Origin of the sequence: Arthrobacter sp. SLBN-112, assembly GCF_030944625.1 — a bacterium.
Classification (GTDB): domain Bacteria; phylum Actinomycetota; class Actinomycetes; order Actinomycetales; family Micrococcaceae; genus Arthrobacter.
Genome location: NZ_JAUSXY010000001.1, coordinates 2,321,470 through 2,344,683, shown reverse-complemented (window position 1 = coordinate 2,344,683; position 23,214 = coordinate 2,321,470). Strand labels below are relative to the sequence as shown.

The following is a 23,214-nucleotide window of genomic DNA, read 5'->3' as shown; positions in this document are numbered from 1 at the left end:
ACCTGGGTCCCGCCGGGTCAGTTGCCGTGCAGCGCCTGCCGTGCCACGGTTCCTGCGGTTTGAATGCTGGACTCATGCCCGGCCATCCCCGCTTGGCGCGCCCTCGAATACGCCTCGGGCAGCGCTGCAAGCAAGGCATCGACGTCTGCCTCGGTGGAGGTGTGTCCCAGACTGAACCGCTGGGCACCCCGCGCGGTTTCCTCGTCCAGGCCCATGGCCAGCAGCACGTGGGAGGGCCGCGGTACGCCGGCGGTGCAGGCAGAACCGGTGGACGATTCGATGCCGGCCAGGTCCAGGAGGAACAGCAGCGAGTCCCCTTCGCATCCAGGAAAGGTGAAGTGCGCGTTGCCGGGCAGCCGGCCATCGCCTGGCGCCCCACGGAGTATGGCTTCGGGAACGCGTTCGCGGACGCCGTCCACCAGGAGGTCGCGCAGCGAGGTAATTCGTACAGCTTCCTCGGGGCGCGCTGCGATGGCGGCTTCCGCGGCGGCGGCGAAGGCCGCTATGGACGCCGTGTCCAGCGTCCCGGAACGGACGTCGCGTTCCTGCCCGCCGCCGTGCTGCACGGGTGTCAGCTTGACCGAGCGGCCCAGCAGGAGCGCGCCAACCCCGACAGGACCACCGATCTTGTGCCCGGAAATGGACATCGCATCGAGGCCGGATTCCTTGAAGTCCACGGGAAGGGAGCCGAATGCCTGGACGGCGTCGGAGTGGACCGGAACGCCGGCCGCGTGGGCCAGCTCCACGATGCGGCGGACCGGCTGGATGGTGCCTACCTCGTTGTTGGCCCACATCACGGTCACCAGCGCCACACTGCCGGGGTCCCGCGCGAGCTCCGCCGCCAGGATGCCGGGATCCACCACGCCCTCGCTGTCCACGGGCAGCCAGGTAACGGCCGCGCCCTCGTGGCGCTCGAGCCATTCAACGGTGTCCAGCACGGCGTGATGTTCGACGGCGGAGCAGAGGATCCGGCGCCGCCTTGGGTCCTCTGCCACACGGGACCAGTACAAGCCCTTCACGGCGAGGTTGTCCGATTCGGTGCCGCCGGAGGTGAAGATCACTTCTGAAGGGTGTGCTCCTGCCGCCGAGGCAATGGTTTCGCGCGCGTCTTCCACGGCGCGGCGGGCGCGGCGGCCGGACCCGTGCAGTGACGAAGGGTTTCCGGTGCGTGCCAGTTCACGCGTCAGGGCGGTGAGGGCCGCACCGGTCAGTGGCGTGGTGGCGGCATGGTCGAGGTAGGCGGGCACCGTCCAATTCTAGCCCTGACTGGCGAGGCGGCCCCGGCTTCAGGAAGCAGCCGGGGGCGCCACTCATGAGGCGCCCGTGATCCTCGCGCAGCAGTGACCGGGAAGGTCGACCGGAGCTACCCGGTCCCCGGGATCGCCGCACCCGGCCGCCGCTCCCCGCAGGAATGCGCCGTTCATGTCGCACACTACTGACGCGTGCTGGCTGGAAAGCCTGTGAAAGGGGCAGTTGGGCAGCAGGTAGCCGCCGTCGCCGTCGTCCTGGGGCCGGTAGCCCGCCTGGGCCAGGAACTCCCCCATGCTCCCTGCCGCCGCCGACAGCTCGCGGCCCTTCCGGAAGGCGGCTGCGCGCAGCGCCTCGCCGACCGGCCCGCTCCCGGCCTGGGAGGCCTCGATGGCGGCCGCCATCAGCTCGCCGGCCAGGTCATAGTTGCGGTCCGGTACCGACGCCCCCACTTCCCCTCCCGCCCGCCGGTACATTTTGGCCGGCCGTCCGGAACCCGGGCCCGCCTTTCCGGGAGGCTTGTGGAACTCCACGGCCAGCAGCCCGTCCTGGACCAGCCTGTCCAGATGGAACGAGACAGTGCTCCGCGCCATGCCTGCGGACTCAGCCACCTCGTCCCGGCCCACCGGCCGCGGGGCCGCTGCGACCAGTTCGAAAAGCTGCAGCCGTTTAGCGTCGGTGAGGGAGGCGACGGCTGCAATCCTGTCCGCCCAGGGAAGTCGATACACGGGTCCGCCAATCCATAGTCAAGATCTCTTGATTATAGAACATGAAATTTCTAAAATTGGCATACCTACTTTTAGAAGGAGTGCATCATGAAATCAGCATCGGCACTGAACACCCACCATGCACCGGCCACGGAGTCGGCCACGCGGCAGGCCTTCCTGCTGCTGCGTACCGTCTTTACGGTCGCCCCGATCCTGTTTGGCCTGGACAAGTTCACGAACATCCTCACCGACTGGACCGTATACCTGGCGCCCCAGGCCACCGCCCTGGTACCCCTGGCCCCAAAGACTTTCATGTACGTGGTGGGCGTCGTGGAGATCATCGCCGGCATCGCCGTGGCAGTCCGCCCCCGCTACGGCTCACTCCTTGTGGCCGCCTGGCTGGCCGGGATCATCGTCAACCTGCTGCTCCTGGGAAGCTTCTACGATGTAGCCCTGCGTGACTTCGGCCTGCTGGTGGGCGCATTGGCTCTCAACCGGCTGTCGGCAGGCAACCGGGCCGCGCCGGATGGCCTGGCTCAGGCCGACGGCGGCACCAACGGCAAGTAGCGCGCCACGTCATTGCGCGCAGCGGCAAGCCTGCCCGGATCCGGGCAGGACACGGAAATGTAGGCCGACGAACCCGCGGTGCCGAAGACCCTCGCCAGGACCGCAGTCGACTTTCCGCCGTGTGCTGCCGGCTCCAGGGCGAGCACCTCGACGCTCTTGCCGGGCTCGTCCAGGCTGCCGCCCCACTGCAACGTTTCCGTTTTCAAGTACGAGGGCTGGATGGTGGCGTCCAGGTACTGGAACAGGGCCACGGTGGACTCCCGGTCGTCCCCGCGGACCAGCGGCCCCTGTCCGGTACTGACCCGGGCCTCAACAACGCAGCCGTCAGCCTTGGCGTATTGGCTTGCGCCGGACACGTTCTCCTTGACCGGCTTCCACCCGGGGGCCCGCTTCAGCTCATCGGAGATACCTACCGGGACGCCCGGGGCCAGGGTGCCCCCGGCCCCGAAAGGCAGGTCCCGGGCTGCCACTGCCGCCGCGTCGTGGCCCGGGGTGATCGTCGGGGTGGACAGGGCCGGCGTACTTGGCGGCGCTTGGGTGGCCGCAGGGTCACGGACATCCACGCTGCAGCCGGCCAGCAGCACAATCCCCACCCCGGCTATGGCCAGCGGCACCCCAAGGTGCCATTCCCGGCCCGCCGGCCCGGCCGTCGTCGGCAAATACATTCCCACCCCGTCGCATCCCCTCCAGCCGGTGTTCGGCTGTGCATCCACGAGTCTAAACGCCGGCCGCGGGGAACCCGCGCACCCCGGACACTCGTTGTCAGTGCAGGTCAGCCATCCGCGCTGGCTAGACTGGGCGGGCACCCCGCTTTCCCCGGGGCGCATGAAGAAGAGGAAGATTGCTTGACCGAGAGCAGCAGCTCCCACTACCAGGTCCTCCGTGTGGCTGTCACGGCCACCGAGAAAGAGATCAAAGTGGCGTACCGGCGTGCTGCCAGGACCGCCCACCCGGACCACGGCGGTGACGCCGCAACGTTCCGCCGGGTCACCGCCGCCTACGAGACCCTGATCGATCCGCAGCGCCGCAAGGCCTACGACCGGTCCTACGCGGCGGGTACCGCCGGGGCCGCTCCGTCCGACGCCGGCGCCCACTTTGATGCACCGGCGGCAGGGAGCCGGGCGTCCGCCACAGTCCGCAGGCCAGGCGGCGGCCGGAACACCGCCGGGGACCCGCCCGTTTACGTTCCGCCCTACGAAGGGAGCGGCAACGTTCCGCTGATTCCCTTCGAGCAGGCCCGCCAGCAGGTGCATGGGATGCCCCGAAAAAGGGGAATCTTCGGTGCCGAGGCCCGCATCCAGCGGGAAATGCGCACCGTGCAGCTCCTGTCACGCCAGGTGCTGCCGGCCATCCCCGCGGCCCGGCTCATCAACGGCCTGCAATCGCCGGCGGACAACAGCCACATAGACCACGCCGTACTGTCCGGTTACCGCCTCGCCCTGGTCAACTCGATGCTCCTGCCCAAGGGAGCCTATGCCTGGGACGGCCGCACGCTCAACCACGGGGGCCGCGCCGTGGCGCCGCCCCAGCTTGCCCAGGTGGTGTGGGCCATGCAGGACATCTTCCCCGAGCTGAACGTCACCGGGTGGACCGTGGTTTTCAGCCCGGACGGCAACCTCCATGAGCCAGTCATCGACCACCACCGCCGCCCGGCGGGGGCCTTGGAAACGGTCCAGATCGTCAACGCGGCGGGCCTGGTACGCGGCCTGAAGGAGTTCCTGGCAGCCGGACCCGCCCCCAACACCGTGAATGTCCCGGTCCTGGCCAGGCTGCTGCGCGGCATGCACTGACAGCGGTTGGCTAGGATGGGGAGGTGTTCCGCATCCTCTTCCATGCCCCTGAAATTCCCGGCAATACCGGCAACGCCATCCGGCTGGCCGCCATCACCGGGGCTGAACTGCATCTCGTGGAACCCTTGGGCTTCGACTTCTCAGATGCCAAGCTGCGCCGGGCAGGCCTCGACTACCATGACCTCGCCGTCGTGACGGTCCACCGGAGCATCGAAGACGCCTGGGAACACCTCAAGCCGGAGCGCGTCTACGCCTTCACCTCGGACGGTACAACCAGTTACACGGACATCCCGTACCAGCCTGGCGACGTCCTGATGTTCGGCCGCGAATCTGTCGGCCTGCCGGAAGAGCTGAAGACCGACCCCCATGTGAGCGCCACTGTGCGCCTGCCCATGCTGCCGGCGCTGCGGTCCCTCAACCTCGCCAACGCCGCGTCCATTGCCGTGTACGAGGCCTGGCGCCAGCAAGGCTTCGCCGGCGCCAGGCTCTAGCACCCCGCCAGACTGGACCGCTCGGGCGCGGCAATATGTTTTGCGTCCACCCCATCCGTTTGCTGCCCGGCTCCGAATGCCTTTTGAACACATTCGAGCGGAGCAAGGAGCGGCAGGTGACATTACTGGAGGCGCATTCCAGGCGCGGGCACCGCGACGGGACCGGCACTGCCCGGGAAGTCCCCGCCGGAGACTTATGCTTGGATGTGATGGAAACTCCCAACGCGCCGAATCCCGAGGGCTCCGCCGCGGTGACTGATCCCCCTGCCGACATCAGCCAGCGCCTGTCAGCCCTGTTGGCCGCTGTCGCCCGAGGGGACCAAGCCGCTTTTGCCGAGTTCTACCAACTCACGTCCCGCCGGGTTTTCGGCATGGCACGGCGGGTCCTGATCGATCCCGAACTCAGCGAAGACACCACGCAGGAAGTCTTCCTGCAGGTCTGGCAGAACGCGGCCAAGTTCGATCCCCAGGCCGGAAGCCCGCTGTCCTGGCTCATGACCATCTCGCACCGGCGTGCGGTGGACAAGGTCCGTTCCTCGCAGTCCTCCACGGACAGGGAAGCGAAATACGGGGCCAGCACGCAGGATATTGACCATGACAGCGTTTCTGACGAAGTAGGAAGCCGGCTCGAGGCTGAGGCGGTGGTCCGCTGTTTGGAGACGCTGACCGAAACACAACAGGAGTCCGTGCGACTGGCCTACTACGGCGGCCTGACGTACCGGGAAGTCGCAGAACGGCTGAATGCGGCTGTTCCCACCATCAAGTCCCGCATCCGCGATGGACTGATCCGATTGAAAACCTGTCTGGGGGTGAGTTGAGATGAGCGAAATGGACAGCAGCCGCAACGAGCGTTCGCGTGCTTTCGGCGACACCGTCGCCATGGACCTTGCCGCAGGCCGGGCCGTCGACCTCGCCGAACTCTACGCCCTTGACGCGGTTACGGAGCAGGAACGCGACGCCATTGACCACTACATGTCCACCGCGCCGGAGACGGAGCGCCTGGTCTTCCTTGAGCGCGTCCGCCAGTCCCGGGAGACGCTGGCCCGTACCTTCCGCGTGGAGGAGGAGCCGCCGTCGGACCTGTTCGATCGGATTGTGGCCCAGCTTCCCGCGGCCGGCGGCCGTACCGGCGCAAAGCCGGCGACGCCGGCCGCCGGAGCGGCGCAGCCGGCAGAGCCAACGGACGAGCTCGCCCAGGCCCGCAAACGCCGGGCAGAGCGCGGCCCGTCAGGCACGAGGCGCTGGCTGGTGGGAGTTGCAGCCGCGGCAGCCATTGCGCTGGGCGGCGTCGGGGTGGGCGCCTACCTGGCTGACCAGAATGATCCCGTCAACCAGGTTGTCCGCGCCGGTGACCTGCGCGAGGCTTCCGTCAACGTCCAGGGCGGCGGCAAGGCCACGGTGCTGATCTCCGCGTCGGAGGATGCCGCTGTGGTGAAAATGAGCGGCGTGCCCGCTCCACCGGCGGGCAAGGTCTACCAGATGTGGCTCATTCCCAAGGACGGATCGGCCCCCGTATCGCAGGGCCTCATGGACGAACAGGCACTCTCGAAGCCTGCCGTGGTCCAGGGCATCCATTCGGCTGCATCGCTGGGCATCACCGTAGAACCGGCCGGCGGTTCAAAGTCGCCCACGCTGCCCACCGTTGCGGCGGCACCGCTCGGAGCCTGACCCGTATTCCGGGGCCGGCAACGGCGATCAACGTGACAGCGCCCCGTTCCCATCAAGGGAACGGGGCGCTTCTTTGGTCCTAGAAGCCTGCGATGGTGCCGGGCCCGTTGACCGCCACCACGTGGAAGGCCTCGGCACTGCGCCCTTGGGGCATGCCAGCGCGTATGGCGTTGGTGCGCATACCCTGGCGCACGGTGGCTTCCATGGCCTCCACATCGGGATGCTGGCTGACGTGGACGTGGATCGCGGCGAGTTTCGCATCCACCCGGGCGGTGACATCGACGAAATGGTTTTCCCGCTCCTCCGGTCCGGCATAAAGCCAGAGCCACGGCAGCTTGTAGGCTTCCAGGCCCGCTTCCGCCAGTTCCGGGTAGGCGAACGGGTTCTCCAGCGCCGGGTACACGGCCCGGGTCACCGCCTCCCCCACCGCCAGGTGGTCCGGGTGGCTCTTTTGGATCCGCTGCCAGTTCCGTTCCGGATGCATGGACAGGACGACGTCGGGGCGGACTTCGCGGATCAGCCGCACCACGCCTTTCATCACCTCGTGCGAGGCCTCGAGGTAGCCGTCGCGCTGGTGGAGGTAGTGGATGTCAGTGACACCCACCAGCTCCGCTGCCCGGCGCTGCTCGGCGTCGCGCATGGCGATGATGCCCGCGCGGTGGGCCGGGTCGAAGCCGCCGGCATCGCCGTCGGTCATGATGCAGTAGCTCACCTCGACCCCTGCCGCCGTCCACGCGGCGATGGTGCCTGCGGCGCCGAAGTCGATGTCGTCAGGGTGGGCCGCAAAACAGAGCACCCGCCCAACCCGGTGAATGTCCGGGTTGAACGGGCTCCCTGCCTGCTCGCTGGAAGCAGTCAACGAATCAGCCTTTTCGCTTCTTGATCTCGGCCGCGGCCTGCGGCAGGACATCAAAGACGTCGCCGATAATGCCGAAGTCCGCGATTTCGAAGACGGGTGATTCGGCGTCCTTGTTGACAGCGACGATCACCTTGGACGTCTGCATGCCGGCCTTCTGCTGGATGGCGCCCGAGATGCCGGCGGAAATGTACAGCTGCGGGGAAACCGTCTTGCCGGTCTGCCCCACCTGCGCGTCGTGGCTGATCCATCCCGCATCAGTGGCGGCGCGGGAAGCACCTACGGCAGCACCGAGGGCATCGGCGAGCTCCTCCACGGGACCGAAGTCGCCGTCCATGCCGCGGCCGCCTGCCACGACGATCCGGGCGTCCGTGAGGTCCGGGCGGCCACTGGCAACCTTCTGCTCGCGGGCAGTGATGCGTGCGGCGTTTGCGACGGCGGGCACCTCCACGGTTGCCGTTTCGGGCGTGGAGGGTGCTGATGCCGGTTCCGGTGCCACGTTGTTGGCTTTGAGCGTCAGCACCGAAACGGCCGTGGTGGCCTTGCAGGCGGTGTTGTATGAACCGGCCAGGACGGACTTGTGCGCGGTGCCGTCCGGGTCCACCGCAACGACGTCGGTGATGACGCCGGCGTTGAGCCTGATGCCAAGCCGCGCCGCGATTTCCTTGCCTTCCGGTGAGTTGTCCACCAGCACGATTCCGGCGCCGGTGGTTTCTGCCGCGGCGGCCAGGTAGGCGGCCTTGGGGGCTACCAGGAAGTCGCCCAGGTCATTGGCCGAAGGGTGCAGGACGGTGCCCACACCGTATTCCGCGAAGGTGGCTGCGACGTCGTCGGAAAGGTCTCCGTTGATCGCCACGGTGCTCTCCCCCAGCGAACGTGCCAGGGTCAGCAGCTCAAGGCTGCTTTTCTTGAGCGAGGCTCCGGGGTTGTCGATGAATACGAGTACTTTTGTCATGTCGAACGTCCCTCTTAGAGCAGCTTCTGGGCGGCCAGGAAGTCAACCAGCTTGATGCCGGCGTCGCCCTCGTCGGTGATGATGGTGCCGGCAGTCCTCGGCGGCCGCTCTTCGGCGCTGGTGACGGTGGTCCATGACCCGGCAAAGCCAACCTGGGCAGGGTCCACGCCGATGTCGGCCAAGGACAGCGTGGTGATGCTCTTGCGCTTGGCCGCGATGATGCCCTTGAAGTTGGGGTACCGCGGCTCGTTGATCTGGTCCGTGACGGACACCACCGCCGGCAGCGGTGCTTCCACGGTTTCCGATGACGTGTCAGCATCGCGGCGGGCGGTGAGCCGGCCGCCGTCGACCTCCAGCGAGGAAGCGAAGGTCACCTGCGGCAGTCCGAGCCGCTCTGCCAGCTGGGCCGGGACCAGCGAGGTCTCGCCGTCGGTGGACGCCATCCCGGTGAGGACCAGGTCCACGCCGCCCAGGTGCCGGACGGCGGCCGCGAGCGCCAGCGAGGTGGCAGCGGCATCCGAGCCGGCGAGCGCGTCGTCCGTGAGGTGAACGCCTTCGGTGGCGCCCATCTGTAGCGACTTCTTCACGGCGTTGACGGCCCCGGCAGGGCCCATGCTCAGGGCGATGACCTGGTTGCCGGCCTTGCTTCCGCCTCTCGCCTCGGCAAGCTGCAGGGCAGCTTCCAGGGCGTATTCGTCGAGCTCGGACAGGATGCTCTCGTCGCGGTCCGCGGTATTGCCCTCGCCATTGAGGTGGCGGTCGAACTGGGCGTCCGGTACATGTTTGACCAGGACTACGATCTTCAATGTCTCTTCCACTGTGTTTACAGCAGCCTTCCATGCTTGTGGACAGCCAGCCGGGTGGGTCATGGCCGCGGAATGCCCGGCAGGCGGGTAGCTCCTAGCTAACCATATCGACGCGTCCGGGCGCCCTGTTCCGTTAACGCCTGTGTCAGGCTTTCTGTTGCGCCGCGAATGCCGACGGCGGCGCCCCCAGGGTGGGGACGCCGCCGTCGTGATGGCTTGGGCGTGTCAGCTGGCTGCCGCGCCGAGCGTGACGTCGAACGTCTGCTCCTTGCCGCCGCGCTGGACCGTGATCTTGACCGTGGAACCTGCCGGCTGTTCGCGGACCGCCGCGGTCAGCTGGTTCGGTTCGCCGATGCTGAGGTCGTTGAACTTGGTGATGACGTCGCCAACCTTGATCCCTGCCTTTCCTGCCGCCGAATTGGCCTCAACCGTGGCCACGTCGGCGCCCACCGAGAATTCGGAGGATGCGCCGGAGGAGGTCTTTGCCTTGACGCTGACACCCAGCTGGCCATGGGAGGCCTTGCCGCTGTCGATGATTTCCTGGGCCACGCGCTTGGCGTTATTGATCGGGATACTGAACCCGACGCCGATGTTGCCGCTCTGGGACGAAGAGGTGCCGGAGCCGGCGGAGGCGATGGCCACGTTCACACCGATGATTTCACCCTTGCTGTTGACCAGGGCGCCGCCGGAGTTACCGGGGTTGATGGCGGCATCAGTCTGGATCACGTTGATGGCGATGGATCCCTGGCTCGAGCTTTGCTGGCTTTGTCCGCCGCCCGGAGGGGCGAACTGGAATCCCTGGTCACCGCCCTGGCTGTTGTCACCGCCCTGCGGGGCTGCCGATGATGCGACGCTGATGGTCCGGTTCAGCGTGGACACTATGCCGTCCGTCACCGTCCCGGTCAGGCCAAGGGGTGAACCGATGGCGATCGCGGTGTCACCCACGTTGAGCTTGGAGGAATCCCCCAAGGTGGCGGGGGTGAGGCTCGAGGTGTCGTCCACCTTGATGACCGCGAGGTCGGACAGGGGGTCCGTACCCACCAGCTTTGCCGGGAGGACCTTACCGTCGCTGGTGCGGATTTCAAGGGTGGCGTTGGCGCTTTGGCCGTCCAGCGTGACCACGTGGGTGTTGGTCAGGATGTGTCCTTGGTCGTCAAGGACGATGCCCGAACCGGTGCCGCCGGAGCTGCCGCTGGTGGCGCTGATGGTAACGACGCTGGGAGAGGCCTTCACCGCAGCGGCAGTAATGGTGTTGACGTCGTCCTTGTTGTTCACGATGACGGTGCCCGGCTGGTTGCTGCCGCCCACCGAGGAAGTGCTGGAGCCGGTGTTTCCAAACAGTTCACCTGCGCCCACCGTTGCCACGCCGCCGCCCACGAGGCCTGCGGCGAGGATGCTGGCGATGAGGGTGCCGATGCCGAAGGTCGCCTTCCGGCGGGGGGCATCCTTGGGATTGGGCGCCAGGCCGACGCTCCCGTGCTGCATTCCGGGCCCGGTTCCCTGATTGGGCTGGCCGTTGCCTTGCATCGGCTGGCCGTGCTGCTGCTGGCCGTAGTATCCGGACTGGCCGTAGAAAGGCTGGCGCTGCGGGTACACGGGCCGCGGAGCGCCGGGCAGTTCCTGGGTGTGGTCCTGGCGCGCCTGCGGCTGGTCCAGCCGCTCCGTGGGGCTGTGCTGCTGGTCCGCGGCGCCATAGTTGCCCTGTTCGTGGCCGGCATTGCCGCCGTCCCCGGACTGAGTGGCCGCCGGGCGGTCTCCGGGCTGCTGCGGTTCCTGCTGCTGCCAGGGGTTCCGGCTGCCCGCATTGCCCTCCGGGACCGGTCCTGGCGTTTGATTCTCAGTCATGGGACTTCCTTTCATCCTTGTCTGCCATTAACTATGACCCGTCCCGCTGGAACAAGCTCGGATGTTTGCTGAAAGCTTCCTGAACGCCTGGGCCTGGACCGGAGGAGCCGCGATGCGTTTCGCTGGCGGCATATTCGGCCGCATGGACTGGCTGTGGGGTGCACCATAGAATCAAGATGAATTGCCACAGCGACCTGCGGCTTCACACCAAGCGTGGGGGCGCTGCTGGCTTCGACGACTGATTCGTCCCGAGTCGGTGTCAGGCGTGCTGAAGGGTTGCACATGCGGTCAAAGTTCAAACGTTTCCTCGCCGTGATCGGCCTTGCCGGGCTGCTCGCGGTACCCGCCGGCGCGGCCTGGGCCGAAGACCCGGTGACCATCCCTACCGGGACCAACATCGTTGACGATGCCAACGTCCTGGGCAGCCGGAAGGGCGAAGTCCAGGATGCCATCCAGAAACTGCTGAAGGACCACAAGTACAACCTGTACGTGGTCACGGTGAAGACCTTCACCAACCCAACCGACCCGGCTCAGTGGACTCAGAAAGTAGCTGAACTGAGGACCATGGGCAGGGCCGATGCCGTCCTGGCAATTGCTGTTGATGACGGCAAGTTCAATTTCGTCACGAATTCGAGCAGCCCCATACGGTCAAAGCAGGCCAACATCAGCCAAAACGCAGTCACCGCCAACCTGGCCGGGGGCAAGAAGGATTACGCGCAGGCTGCCATCGACACTGCATCAGCGATCGGCGACGCAGCCAATGGCGGCAGCGGCAGCGTGTCCTCGGGTGACGGCGCGGGCGCCGCGGTCCTGGTTGGGGCCGGTGTCGTGGTGGCCGGCGGCGGCGCCTACCTGTACTACCGGAACCGCCGGAAGAAGGCTGCCGGCCAGGCATCCACGGGCAGTTACGGCCCCAAGGGTGCCGAGCTGGACCCCCTGGCCTCGCTGAGCGTGGAGGAACTCCGCCGCAAGAGCGGCTCCCTCCTGATCGAGGCAGATGATGCCATCAAGTCCAGCGAACAGGAACTCGGCTTCGCCCAGGCCCAGTACGGCGACTCCGCGGTCGGCAACTTCACCAAAGCGCTGGAGGAAGCCAAAGCCCACATGGGCGAGTCCTTCAAATTGCAGCAGCAGCTCGATGACCACATTCCTGACACCGAGGAGCAGCAAAGGACTTGGCTGGGCGAGATCATCCGCCGGTCCGAGGCCGCCCTGGCATCCCTGCAGGAGCAGAAGGCGGACTTCGATTCCCTGCGTGAGCTTGAAAAGAACGCACCCCAGGCCCTGGCCGCCGTCAACGACGGGGCCCGCGAAGCGGATGCCAAGATTGCCAGTGCCGAGCAGTCTCTGGCAACCATGCGCTCCAAGTACGCGGACAGCGCCCTGACACAGGTTTCGGACAACATCGTCCAGGCCAAGGAGCGGCTGGCCTTCGTGCAGAACGCCTCGGGGACGGCGCAGCAAAAGCTGGACGGCGGCGAGCAAAGCCTGGCTGCCGTGGCCGTGCGAGCGGCCGAAGAGAGCCTGCACCAGACCAACGTCCTCCTGGACGCCATCTCCAAACTGTCGGCCAACCTCGACGACGCCCGCAACAGCGTCGACACGGCCGTCGTGGACACCGCCCAGGACCTGGCCCAGGCCAAGGCCATGATCCAGTCCGGAACCCACGCCGAACTGGCAGGGCCCGTGGCCGCGGTGGAAGCGGCTCTTGCCCAAGTCAAGACCGAAATCCAGGGTGGAAAAATCGATCCTGTCGCCACCCTGCAACGCGTCGAAAGCGCGCACCAGACCCTGGACCAGGCCCTGACCGGCATCCGGGACCAGCAGGACCAGGCCCGGCGGGCGCAGGCATCCCTGCAGCAAACCATCATGTCCGCGCAGGCGCAGATCAGCGCGACCTCCGACTACATCACCGCGCGGCGCGGCGGTGTCGGCACCGAGGCGCGGACCCGGCTGGCGGAATCCCAGCGGAACCTCGACTACGCCCTCTCTATCTCACGCACCGATCCGGTCACGGCGCTCACCTACGCACAGCAGGCCCACGCCCTGGCGGCGCAGGCGGCACAACTGGCCCAGGCCGACGTCGACCACTTCGACGGCTACGCCAACCAGGGCTTCGGGCGGGGCGGCATGTTCGGCGGCGGCGGAGGCGGCGGCCTGGGCGGCGCCATCCTGGGCGGCATCCTGATCAACTCCATCCTGAACGGCGGTCACGGCGGCTGGGGTGGCGGTGGCGGCTGGGGCGGAGACTCCGGCGGCGGTGGCAGCTGGGGCGGAGACTCCGGCGGCTTCGGCGGCGGAGACTTTGGCGGCGGAGACTCCGGCAGTTTCTAGACCTTCCGCCGGAACACCTCGGAAGAATCCGGCCGGCGGACAGCAGCAGTACACCACTGTGCACCGGTTCCAGTGGGTCAACACAGAGCAGGACGAAAGGGAAACACCATGGTTAAGCAGTCCATTTTCGGCCGGATCGCGCAGTTGGCAAAGGCTAACATCAACACTTTGCTGGACAACGCGGAGGATCCGCAGAAGATGCTGGACCAGATGGTCCGCGACTACACGAACAACATCGCAGAGGCAGAATCCGCCGTGGCCCAGACCATCGGCAACCTCCGGATGCTCGAGGACGACTACAACGAGGACATCAAGAACGCCCAGGACTGGGGCAACAAGGCCCTTGCTGCCTCCCGCAAGGCTGACGAATTCCGTGCGGCCGGCGATGTCACCGACGCCGAAAAGTTCGACAACCTGGCCAAGGTGGCCCTGCAGCGCCAAATGGCCGCCGAGAGTGAAGCGAAGGGCGCCGAGCCGAGCATCGCCTCCCAGCGCGAGGTCGTGGACAAGCTCAAGGTGGGCCTGGACCAGATGAAGAACAAGCTCAACCAGCTGACCAGCAAGCGCAACGAACTTGTTGCCCGGTCCAAGACTGCGGCTGCGCAATCCCAGGTCCACGATGCCATCAAGAGCATCGACATCATGGACCCCACCAGCGAAGTGGGCCGCTTCGAGGAGAAGATTCGCCGCGAAGAGGCGAAGGTCCGCGGGCAGGAGGAGCTTGCGGCGTCCAGCCTGGATGCCCAGTTCAACCAGCTGGAGGACCTGGGTGAGCAGACGGAGATCGAAGCCAGGCTGGCAGCGTTGAAGGCCGGCGGCAAGCCTGCCCTCGGCGCCGGGAGCCAGGCAACGTCCGGATCAACCGTGGACGAAGCCGACTTCGACAAGCTCTGACCCGCGGCGTATCCGCCGTTTGGACCAAGGCAATGGCCGGGACCGGTGTCCCGGCCATTGCCTTGCCTCCAGTGTGTAGCGTGGTCGTATGGCATCCACTGAAGAAATCTCCTTGGTATGGCTGCGCGACGACCTCCGCCTGGACGACAACCCGGCGCTGGACGCTGCGGCCAGCCTGGGCGGTCCCATGACGGTGGTGTACATCCTCGACGAGGAGTCCGACGGGGTACGCCCACTCGGTGGTGCCAGCCGCTGGTGGCTTCACCATTCCCTGGCGGCCCTGGCTGGTGACCTTGAAAGCCAGGGGTCCCGGCTGGTCCTGCGCCGTGGTCCCGCGGCCCGCATTATCCAGGAACTGGCGACCCGGACCAACGCCTCCCACATCTTTTGGAACCGCCGGTACGGGCTGCCCGAGCGCACCATTGACGCCGGGCTCAAGGAATGGGCGGGCGAGAACGGGATCGAGGCCGCCAGCTTCCAGGCGAACCTGCTTTTCGAGCCCTGGACCATCCATACCGGCGCGGGCGGCCCCTACAAGGTCTACTCGCCCTTCTGGCGGGCCTGCCTGGCTGCGCAGGACATCCGCGATCCCTTGGAGGCGCCCGGGACGCTGCCCGGACCTGCTTCGGCCGGACGCGGCCTGCCAGGCAGTGACACGCTCAGCAGCTGGGAACTCCTGCCCACCTCCCCGGCCTGGAGCGGCGGCCTGGCAGAGGCCTGGGAGCCCGGCGAGAAGGGCGCTGCGCACCGCCTGGAGGACTTCCTGGACGGCCCCATCGAGGACTACGGCACGGGCAGGAACCTGCCCGGCACTGACGGAACCAGCAGGTTGTCACCGTATTTGCGTTTCGGTGAGGTCAGCCCGTTCCGCGTGTGGCGCGAGATCCGCCGCCGACACCCCCGCAAAGTCCCTGCCGACGTCGGAATATTCCGTTCGGAACTGGGCTGGCGCGAATTCAACTGGCATCTGCTGTACCACAATCCGGACCTGGCCAGCCAAAACTTCCGGCCGGCGTTCGACAAGTTCCAATGGGAGTCGCCGGGCAAGCGCGAACTTGCGGCCTGGCAGCAAGGAAACACCGGATATCCCCTGGTGGACGCCGGCATGAGGCAGTTGTGGCAGACCGGCTGGATGCACAACCGGGTCCGAATGGCGGCTGCATCGTTCCTGGTCAAGAACCTCCTGACCGACTGGCGGATTGGGGAGGAATGGTTCTGGGACACCCTGGTGGACGCCGACGCCGCCAACAACCCCGCCAACTGGCAGTGGGTGGCCGGTTCGGGCGCCGATGCCTCACCGTATTACCGGATCTTCAACCCGGTGACGCAAAGCAAGAAATTCGACGCCGCCGGGCGGTACCTGCGCGAGTTCATCCCGGAACTTTCGGACCTCGACAGCAAGGCCATCCACGAGCCGTGGAAATTCGGGGTTGAAGGCTACCCGGAACCGCTCGTGGACCTGCCTGAATCGAGAGAGCGGGCGCTGAACGCCTACCAGGAGCTCAAGGACGCTGAGCCTAGCGGCTGACCTTGCCCATGAGGGACGCGATGGGCCGCAGGAAGATCGGCCGGGCCAGGAACCAGGCGGCGACCATGACCGCAACGGAGGCAAGGAAAACCCAGAAGCCTAACCAGCCGTCGTCGTCGCGGACGCCGTACATGTGGTTCAGGTTCCGCAGGGCGCCGGTGGTGAGTACCAGGAAGACGTGGACCACGATGAAGGCCACGAAGTAGATCATCACCGGGAAGTGGATGGCACGCGCCCATTCGATCGGGTAGGCCTTGTTGAGCCCGGCTGCCTTCTTGGGCCATGCGGAGGACATCCGGAGGCCGGTGATGAACGCCAGCGGCGCGGCGATGAAGACGGTCACGAAGTAGGCCAGGAGTTGCAGCGCGTTGTAGTTGATCCAGCCGTCTTCCACGGGCCAGTCCAGCGAGGCGTACTGCAGGGCGGCCGAGACGGCATTGGGGACGACATCCCAGCTCGTGGGGACGATGCGGGTCCATTGGCCGGTGGCGAACAGCAGGATCGCGAAGACCAGCCCGTTGAGAATCCACAGGGCATCGAGCGTCAGGTGGAACCAGAGCTCCAGGCTGATTTTGGTTGGCGCGTTCCTGGTGCGGATCAGGCCCTTGTTGTTCCTGGTCCAGTGCCCGCTGGGACGCGTCGTGGTCCGCACCTGCCAGCCGGTGCGGATGATCAGGAGCAGGAAGAACCCGTTCAGGAAGTGTTGCCAGGCGAGCCACGCCGGGAACCCCACGGGAGCGTTGGCAGGCAGTTCGGAGTGGCCCGGATAATCGGCAACGAAGGAGGCAACGGCCGGCAGCCCCATCAGCAGCCTGGCGATCAGCACTGCCAGGACCAGTCCCACGAGGACGGCGGGAACCGCCCAGTAGAGCCGGGACCGCTTACCCGTCGCGGCGCCGGGCTTCTTCGTGGGTGTGGCCATCGAACAACATACCTCTCAAGAATGGCTTGTGGCTGCCCACGGATCGTGGAGCCCTGCGAAAGAGAATACTAGGAACTGTGCGCATCCAAAGAAAAAAGAAGGCCCCGGCCGACGTAACTGCCGGCGGGGCCTTCATAAGTTGCGGGGACAGGATTTGAACCTGTGACCTCTGGGTTATGAGCCCAGCGAGCTACCGAACTGCTCCACCCCGCGTCGCTTGATCAACACTACCCTACTTTTGCAGCGGTCCAGACCACAGCCATCGCCCACCCGGACAGTTCGACCGAAGGGGCTGCCACCGCTGCGTGGGCAAAGCAAAAGGCCCGAACATTGTTTCCAATGTTCGGGCCTTCCTCAGTTGCGGGGACAGGATTTGAACCTGTGACCTCTGGGTTATGAGCCCAGCGAGCTACCGAACTGCTCCACCCCGCGTCGCAAGAACTACTTTACCGGGAGGTGAACCGGAGGCCAAATCGAGGAGGCGTGACGTCCGTTACGCCGGCCCGGCACCCGCCCCCGTGGAGGCTCGGATGCCGGACCGCCGTCGTCGGACTAGCGGCTCGCTGACGGAGACGGCGTCGCCGAAGGCGTGCCGGAGGCTGCCGGGGCCGGCGTGGCCTCCGGAGCGGTGGCCGGCAGCTTGGCCTCTGCATCCATCGCCTTCTGCAGTGCGGCCGCCACCTTCTTCTGCGCCTCGCCATAGGCAGCGAAGTCGCCGGCGGCAAGCGCCGTCTGCCCCGCCTGGATGGCCGAATTGGCATCGTCCAGGGCCGCCTTCAGCTGGGCCTTCGCATCGGCTTCCGCCGGCGTCGACGGCGCTGCGGGCCCTGCAGGTGCCTGCCCGTTGTTGGCCGAGTCACCGGCAGCAGCCCCCGAATCGCCGCCGAAAAGCTGTTTCAGGGCGGCGTCAAGGGTTGGCGCGAATCCCACCTTGTCACCGAACGCCACCAGCACGCGCTGCAGGGTTGGGTAGGACGTCTCGCCTGTGGACTTGAGATAGACCGGCTGGACGTACAGGATGCCGCCGCCCACGGGAAGGGTGAGCAGGTTGCCGTTCAGGACATCCGATGCGCCCTGCCGCAGCAGGTTGAGGGCCTGCGAAACCGTGGGGTCCGAGTTGAACTTGTTCTGTGCCTGCCCGGGACCGGGCACCTGCGTCTCCGGCGGAATCTGCAGAAGCCGCAGCTTGCCGTAGCCGTCCGCCTTCACGCCCGCCTGGCTTCCGGCGTCGGAATCGGCGGCCAGGAACCCATACAGCACGTTCCGTGCGTTTCCGTTGACGATCTGCGGGATGAACGACGACGTCAATTGGAACGCCGGTTTCTGCTGGTCGGGCATCTGCAGCGACATGTAGAACGGAGGCTGCTTGACATCCGTACTCACCGTCGGATCGGCCGGGGTGCTCCACGCATCGTTGTTCTTGTAGAAGCTGGTGGGGTCCGTCACGTGGTACTGCCCCAGGAGTTCACGCTGGACCTTGAAGAGGTCCTCCGGGTAGCGGACGTGGCTCATCAGGGCACCCGACATCTCGGAGTACGGCTTCAGCGAAGACGGGAAGACCTTCTGCCAGGCCTTGAGGACGGGGTCGGTGTCATCCCAGGCGTACAGGGTGACCGAGCCGTCATAAGCGTCGACGGTGGCCTTGACTGAGTTCCGGATGTAGTTCACCGTGCTGTTGGGCAGCGCCACGGCACGGCCGGAGCTGGTCTGGGAATCAGCCGTCGCATCGGACAGCTGCTTCTGCTGCGAGTAGGGGAAGTACTGGCTGGTGGTGTAGGCGTCCACGATCCACTTGACCCGGCCGTCCACCAGCGCCGGGTATGAGCCGCCGTCCACCGTCAGGTACGGAGCCACCTTCTGGACGCGGTCGCGGGGGTTCCGGTCGTAGAGGATTTGCGAGTCGGAGTTCACGCCATCCGAGAGCAGCAGGTCTGATGACTGGAACTTGATGGCGTACAGGATCTTGTTGAAGAACGAGCCGACGTTCGGGCCGCCGTTGCCCTTGAAGGTGTACTGGGTTTCGCCCTCCCCTTCCTTCCCCGAGGGGCGGTCCTGTTCGCGCGGGGTGGCACCGTCGGGAGCCCCCACGATCGAGTATTCCGGCGAGGACTCGCCGAAGTAGATCCGCGGCTCGTAGGTGGAATCACTACCAAGGACGCCGGTGGACGGAATGCCGGACTGAAGGAAGTCAGGCTTGCCGTCGACGGTAAACTTGTTGCCCTTGGCGGCCACAACGCCGTAGCCGTGCGTGTACACCACGTGCTGGTTCAGCCAGCCCTGCTGGTTGGTGGCAACGTTGGTGGGGTTCAGCTCGCGCACCGCGATCACGGTGTCCTGGACTTTGCCGTCCACCTCGTAGCGGTCCACGTTGAGGGCCTTCGGGAACTGGTAGTACGGACGGTACTGTTCCAGCTGCGCGAAGGCGTCCGAGATCAGGTTCGGATCCAGGAGCCGGATGTTCGCAGTGGTCTGGGCGTCCGGCGCCAACGCACCGGTGCTGGCCGTGTTCGTGGCGTCGTAGCGGGTCTCCTGGATGCCGTCCAGGCCATAGGCCTTGCGGGTGTTCTCAATGTTGCGCTGGATGTACTGGCTTTCAAGCGTCTGCTCGGACGGACGCACCTGGAACTGCTGGATCACCCACGGGTAGACGCCGCCGGCCAGGATGGAGGTGATGATCAGCATCGCGGTGCCGATCACCGGCAGGCGCCAGCGGCCGATCACCGCGGCAACGATGAACAGGACCGCCACCAGGGCGGCCGCGACAGCGAGGATGGACTTGGTGGGGATGACGGCGTTGACGTCGGTGTAGAGGGCACCGGCCCAGCGGCCGCCGTTGCTCTGCACGGACGAGAAGCGGTCCAGCCAGAAGTTGACGCCCAGGAGAAGCAGGAAGGCCGCACCCGTGACGGCGATGTGGATCTGTGCTGCACGGCTGGTGAACACACCGCGCTCCATGAGCCGGATGCTGCCGTAAAGGTAGTGGGTGAGGATCCCCGCAATGCCGGCAATGACCACCACGCTGATGAGGAACCCGGTCACAAATCCCAGGAACGGCAAGGTCATCAGGTAGAAGCTGATGTCCATGCCGAACTGCGGATCGTTTTGGCCGAAGCCCACCTGGTTGAAGAAGAGCAGCACCTTCTGCCACTGGCTTGCGGCGGCGCTGCCCGCAAACAGGCCGAACAGGACCGGAAGCCCCACCATGACAATCCGGCGGACCGGCTCAAGCTGGGCCTGGTACCTGTTGAGGTTGTCCCGCACCTCTGAGTCCGGCGCGTAGACCGGCCGGGCGTTGTAGGCGATCCGGATGGCGAAGAAGACGGCCGCGAACATCAGGACGAAACCCACCACGAACGTGGCGATCTTGGCCAGGTTCTCCGTGATGAAGACCTCGATGAAGCCCAGCTGCCGGTACCAGAGGACGTCGGTCCAGACGTTTGCGAAGAATATGAAGCCCACTACCACCAGGGCGACAACGATCAGGGTGGGCGTCAGGGCGCCGCGTCGTGAAGGGGGTCTGCCTGTAGGCATGGTGCTGGCGGGACGGGACAAACTGGGTACCTCATAGCTGGTCGTCAGAATATTCGAAGCGTGCGAGCGACGTACGCTACCGGCCAAAAACGGCTGGTTTGGTCCGTCATCTGTGCCACGAGTGGCGGTGGAGCTTAGTTCCTGTCGGTTCTAGTTGCGCCCAGTCTAGTTGTTTGCGCAGGTCGGCAGGCCGGATGTGTCCTGGCCGCTGCCTGCTGACTCCACCGCGTGCCGGGCCTGGGACAGGTTTTCCACGCGGACCACCTGGAGGCCGTCCGGAACGTGGCCGGCAACCTCGTCGCAGTTGCCGGCGGGCGCGAGGAAGAGGGTGGCACCGGATGAACGCGCACCGCGCATCTTCTGCGCGATGCCGCCGATGGGGCCCACCGTCCCGTCCGGGGAAATGGTGCCTGTGCCCGCAATGTGCTTACCGCCGGTGAGGTCACCCGGGGTAACGGTGTCGATAATGCCCAGCGAGAACATGAGCCCGGCGCTCGGTCCGCCCCACCTTGTCCAGGGAAATCTGCACCTGGAAGGGGAAATTGAACAGGTACTTGAGCATGACGCCGAGAATGTACCGGCCCTGGCCGTTGTCCTTGGGCGTGATGTCGAGGGTGACCGGCTGGCCTGCCCGCTCCACAGTCACGGTTGCCGGAGCACCCTTGCCCGCGGCCAGTTCATCCTGGATAACGGAAAGGGAGGTGATGTCCTTGCCGTTGATCGTCTTCAGGACGTCGCCCTGCTGGATCTTCCCGGCGGACGCCGAATCCTTTGACAGGTCCGCGGCCTGGAGCTGCTGGCTGAAAGGAATCTTGAGTTCATTCAGGGCCGAGGCAACGGCGTTCTCCTGGGAGGTGGTCATGGCCACCGCGCTTTGTTCCTGGGCCTCTTGCTTGGTGGTACCCGTGGGGTAGATCAATTCCTCCGGGTAGACGGCCTTGGAACTGTCCAGCCACGCGGAGAAGGCGCTGAGGATGCTGACGGAGCCCGTGGGACCGCCGTCGACGTACACCGTGGTCAGGTCCAGGCTTCCCGCCGCCGGGTAGGTTTCGTGGCCGCTGACATTGATGACCGGATGCCCCTGGCTCTCCCCCAGTGTGTTGTATGTGGGCCCGGGTGACTCGATGACGTATGGCACCGGAAGGGTGCCAACAGCGATGCCCAGCCCCAGCGCTGCCAGCCCGGCAACCATCATGGTGGACAGGCGCCTGACTTGCCGTCCGCCGTCGTTCGTAACTGTGCCTCCTGCGGCACCTGCCGAACCGCTGCCGTCCCGGCCCTCAAAGGAGCCGCCGGCGTCCGCTGGTTCCGGATCGGAGGAGGGGCGAAGCTCGGGAACGTGGTCCTCGGAGGAATGGCCGCCACGGGTTGTAGTCACCCCACCAACAGTACGCGGTGAAGGTGTCCCGGGCCGCTTTGCCTAGAGCGAACGACGGCGGCGGGCGGCAGACAGCCGCGCCCCACCGGGGTACCGTGAAGACTGATCAACAGTCACACCATCGATCGGCGGGACCATGACCTCCAACCCACTCAATCCGTCCAACGGCGACGACAATCCCAAGGATCCGTTGGCCGAGATGCTGCAGAACCTGATGGGCGGCAAGGGGATGGAAAACTTCGACCCCGCCGAGCTCGCCAAGGCTGCCGGCCTGCCCGATGACCCCAATCTGCTGGCCCAGATGTTCTCGCAGGTGCAGGCGATGATGAGTGCGCCGTCCGAGGGCCCCGTCAACTGGACCCTGGCCCATGACAATGCCCGCCGCGTGGCCGCCGGCAGTTCGGACCCCTCGGTCACCGCCCAGCAGTCACGGGACGTCGATGAAGCACTCCGGCTGGCGGAACTCTGGCTGGATCCGGTCACGGACCTGCCTGCCACGGGGCTGATCGGCAAGGCCTGGTCCCGTGCGGAATGGGTGGAAGCAACCCTGGGCACGTGGAAGCGGCTGACCGAACCGGTGGCCAACAGCATCGCCAACGCCCTGTCCTCCGCCATGACCGAGCAGATGCCCGAGGAAATGAAATCCATGATGGGCGGCGCCTCCTCGATGCTGCAGAACATGGGCGGCGCCATCTTCGGCATGCAACTTGGTCAGGCCATCGGCGCCCTGTCCAAGGATGTGGTCAGCTCCACCGACATCGGAGTCCCGCTCGCAGACCTCGAAATGGCGCTCCTGCCCGCGAATGTCGCCGCATTCGGTGCGGGCCTGTCGCTGCCCGAGAACGACATCCGGCTGTTCCTTGCCGTCCGGGAAGCCGCGCACGCGCGCCTCTTCGTACAGGTGCCATGGCTGCGCGGCCACCTGCTGGGCGCCATCGAGGCCTACGCCCGAGGTATCCACATCGATACCTCCCGCATCGAGGAACTCGCCCGCGACCTCGATCCGAGCAACCCGGAAGGCATCCAGGAAGCCCTGTCCCAAGGCGTGTTCATGCCGCAGCGGACCCCCGCCCAGGAGCAGGCATTGGAGAAGCTCGAGACGGCCTTGGCCCTGGTGGAAGGCTGGGTGGACGAGCTCACCGCTGCCGCCACCGAAAAGCTGTTGCCCTCCGCCGGAGCCCTCCGGGAAACGGTGCGGCGCCGCAGGGCCACCGGCGGTCCGGCCGAACACGCGTTTGCCTCCCTGGTGGGACTGGAGCTGCGGCCGCGCCGCCTGCGCGACGCCGCCACCCTGTGGGCAACATTGAAGGATGAGCGCGGCATCGAGGGCCGGGACGCCATCTGGCACCACCCCGACCTGCTGCCCACCGCCGAAGACCTCGACGACCCGAAGGGTTTCAGCTCCCGCCGGAAGCTCGCCGAGGCCAGTGACAGCGAAGTGGATGATGCACTGCAGAAATTGCTCAGCGGCGGTTTTGACGATGCCCCTGCCGCTGACGGAGGCACCGCCGCCGGCACGGACGGGGACAACGACGGCCAGGACACGGACCGCAAGGACGACGACGGCGGTACGGACCAGCCGAAGAGCTGACACTGCATGGCGCGGCCGGGTTTCCCGGCCGCGCCGCGCTTTAAGTCATGCCGGTGCTTTGAGTGCTGCCCGCGCGGTTTGGTGCGGACGCTGCGCGTCGAGT

General features: G+C 66.3%; 18 protein-coding genes, 2 tRNA genes and 1 pseudogene. 9 read left to right on the top strand and 12 right to left on the bottom strand.

Annotated elements, in window-relative coordinates; all coding sequences use genetic code 11:
- Nucleotides 1–17: 17 nt before the first annotated feature.
- Both QF050_RS11060 and QF050_RS11055 read right to left on the bottom strand, forming a co-directional pair.
- Nucleotides 18–1,247, bottom strand: coding sequence for a cysteine desulfurase family protein (locus QF050_RS11060; RefSeq protein ID WP_308930471.1), 1,230 nt, complete (start codon nucleotides 1,245–1,247; stop codon nucleotides 18–20).
- A gap of 63 nt (nucleotides 1,248–1,310) precedes the next feature.
- Complete coding sequence (locus tag QF050_RS11055) at nucleotides 1,311–1,976, bottom strand: helix-turn-helix domain-containing protein (RefSeq protein WP_308930470.1); 666 nt, start codon at nucleotides 1,974–1,976, stop codon at nucleotides 1,311–1,313.
- An 87-nt stretch (nucleotides 1,977–2,063) separates the two neighbouring features.
- Here QF050_RS11055 and QF050_RS11050 point away from each other — a divergent pair, with 87 nt between their 5' ends.
- Complete coding sequence (locus tag QF050_RS11050) at nucleotides 2,064–2,522, top strand: hypothetical protein (protein ID WP_308930469.1); 459 nt, start codon at nucleotides 2,064–2,066, stop codon at nucleotides 2,520–2,522.
- On the opposite strand, the gene QF050_RS11045 is transcribed toward QF050_RS11050, so the two are convergent.
- Nucleotides 2,492–3,187 (bottom strand): hypothetical protein, encoded by a 696-nt coding sequence (locus tag QF050_RS11045; protein ID WP_308930468.1) that lies wholly within the window; start codon nucleotides 3,185–3,187, stop codon nucleotides 2,492–2,494. The genes QF050_RS11050 and QF050_RS11045 overlap by 31 nt on opposite strands.
- Before the next feature lie 180 nt (nucleotides 3,188–3,367).
- On the opposite strand from QF050_RS11045, the gene QF050_RS11040 reads away from it, so the two are divergent.
- The 4 genes from QF050_RS11040 to QF050_RS11025 all read left to right on the top strand — a co-directional run bounded on the left by QF050_RS11040 (nucleotide 3,368) and on the right by QF050_RS11025 (nucleotide 6,471).
- Nucleotides 3,368–4,312, top strand: coding sequence for a J domain-containing protein (locus tag QF050_RS11040; protein ID WP_308930467.1), 945 nt, complete (start codon nucleotides 3,368–3,370; stop codon nucleotides 4,310–4,312).
- A 23-nt stretch (nucleotides 4,313–4,335) separates the two neighbouring features.
- Nucleotides 4,336–4,803 (top strand): tRNA (cytidine(34)-2'-O)-methyltransferase, encoded by a 468-nt coding sequence (locus QF050_RS11035; protein ID WP_308930466.1) that lies wholly within the window; start codon nucleotides 4,336–4,338, stop codon nucleotides 4,801–4,803.
- A gap of 209 nt (nucleotides 4,804–5,012) precedes the next feature.
- The gene (locus tag QF050_RS11030) at nucleotides 5,013–5,621 is read left to right on the top strand and encodes a sigma-70 family RNA polymerase sigma factor (RefSeq protein WP_308930465.1); all 609 of its coding nucleotides are present in this window, start codon (nucleotides 5,013–5,015) and stop codon (nucleotides 5,619–5,621) included.
- A gap of 10 nt (nucleotides 5,622–5,631) precedes the next feature.
- Nucleotides 5,632–6,471 (top strand): anti-sigma factor, encoded by an 840-nt coding sequence (locus tag QF050_RS11025; protein WP_308932151.1) that lies wholly within the window; start codon nucleotides 5,632–5,634, stop codon nucleotides 6,469–6,471.
- Between the two features lie 79 nt (nucleotides 6,472–6,550).
- Here QF050_RS11025 and QF050_RS11020 read toward each other — a convergent pair whose 3' ends face one another.
- The 4 genes from QF050_RS11020 to QF050_RS11005 form a co-directional block, all read right to left on the bottom strand.
- Complete coding sequence (locus tag QF050_RS11020; RefSeq protein WP_308930464.1) at nucleotides 6,551–7,330, bottom strand: PIG-L deacetylase family protein; 780 nt, start codon at nucleotides 7,328–7,330, stop codon at nucleotides 6,551–6,553.
- A gap of 4 nt (nucleotides 7,331–7,334) precedes the next feature.
- Nucleotides 7,335–8,282, bottom strand: a complete 948-nt coding sequence (locus QF050_RS11015; RefSeq protein WP_308930463.1) for an electron transfer flavoprotein subunit alpha/FixB family protein — start codon at nucleotides 8,280–8,282, stop codon at nucleotides 7,335–7,337.
- 14 nt (nucleotides 8,283–8,296) lie between these two features.
- Nucleotides 8,297–9,088, bottom strand: a complete 792-nt coding sequence (locus tag QF050_RS11010) for an electron transfer flavoprotein subunit beta/FixA family protein (RefSeq protein WP_308930462.1) — start codon at nucleotides 9,086–9,088, stop codon at nucleotides 8,297–8,299.
- A gap of 225 nt (nucleotides 9,089–9,313) precedes the next feature.
- Nucleotides 9,314–10,933: a trypsin-like peptidase domain-containing protein gene (locus QF050_RS11005; RefSeq protein WP_308930461.1), complete on the bottom strand. Its 1,620-nt coding sequence runs from the start codon at nucleotides 10,931–10,933 to the stop codon at nucleotides 9,314–9,316.
- A 282-nt stretch (nucleotides 10,934–11,215) separates the two neighbouring features.
- Here QF050_RS11005 and QF050_RS11000 point away from each other — a divergent pair, with 282 nt between their 5' ends.
- The 3 genes from QF050_RS11000 (at nucleotide 11,216) to QF050_RS10990 (ending at nucleotide 15,689) form a co-directional block, all read left to right on the top strand.
- Entirely contained in the window at nucleotides 11,216–13,267 is a 2,052-nt protein-coding gene (locus QF050_RS11000; protein WP_308930460.1) for a TPM domain-containing protein, read from the top strand.
- 108 nt (nucleotides 13,268–13,375) lie between these two features.
- Nucleotides 13,376–14,161, top strand: a complete 786-nt coding sequence (locus QF050_RS10995; RefSeq protein ID WP_308930459.1) for a PspA/IM30 family protein — start codon at nucleotides 13,376–13,378, stop codon at nucleotides 14,159–14,161.
- Nucleotides 14,162–14,249: 88 nt separating this feature from the next.
- On the top strand, nucleotides 14,250–15,689 hold the full coding sequence (locus QF050_RS10990) for a deoxyribodipyrimidine photo-lyase (protein WP_308930458.1): 1,440 nt from the start codon (nucleotides 14,250–14,252) through the stop codon (nucleotides 15,687–15,689).
- Here the strand turns inward: QF050_RS10990 and QF050_RS10985 are convergent.
- The 5 genes and pseudogenes from QF050_RS10985 to QF050_RS10965 all read right to left on the bottom strand — a co-directional run bounded on the left by QF050_RS10985 (nucleotide 15,679) and on the right by QF050_RS10965 (nucleotide 21,337).
- Nucleotides 15,679–16,611 (bottom strand): cytochrome b/b6 domain-containing protein, encoded by a 933-nt coding sequence (locus QF050_RS10985; protein ID WP_308930457.1) that lies wholly within the window; start codon nucleotides 16,609–16,611, stop codon nucleotides 15,679–15,681. The genes QF050_RS10990 and QF050_RS10985 overlap by 11 nt on opposite strands.
- 139 nt (nucleotides 16,612–16,750) lie before the next feature.
- A tRNA-Met gene (locus QF050_RS10980) sits at nucleotides 16,751–16,824 on the bottom strand.
- A gap of 145 nt (nucleotides 16,825–16,969) precedes the next feature.
- Nucleotides 16,970–17,043, bottom strand: a tRNA-Met gene (locus QF050_RS10975).
- A gap of 120 nt (nucleotides 17,044–17,163) precedes the next feature.
- Nucleotides 17,164–20,142, bottom strand: coding sequence for a UPF0182 family protein (locus QF050_RS10970; RefSeq protein WP_308930456.1), 2,979 nt, complete (start codon nucleotides 20,140–20,142; stop codon nucleotides 17,164–17,166).
- A gap of 165 nt (nucleotides 20,143–20,307) precedes the next feature.
- Nucleotides 20,308–21,337, bottom strand: a pseudogene (locus QF050_RS10965) (PDZ domain-containing protein).
- Nucleotides 21,338–21,656: 319 nt separating this feature from the next.
- On the opposite strand from QF050_RS10965, the gene QF050_RS10960 reads away from it, so the two are divergent.
- Nucleotides 21,657–23,111 (top strand): zinc-dependent metalloprotease, encoded by a 1,455-nt coding sequence (locus QF050_RS10960; protein ID WP_308930455.1) that lies wholly within the window; start codon nucleotides 21,657–21,659, stop codon nucleotides 23,109–23,111.
- The last annotated feature ends 103 nt before the right edge of the window (nucleotides 23,112–23,214 follow it).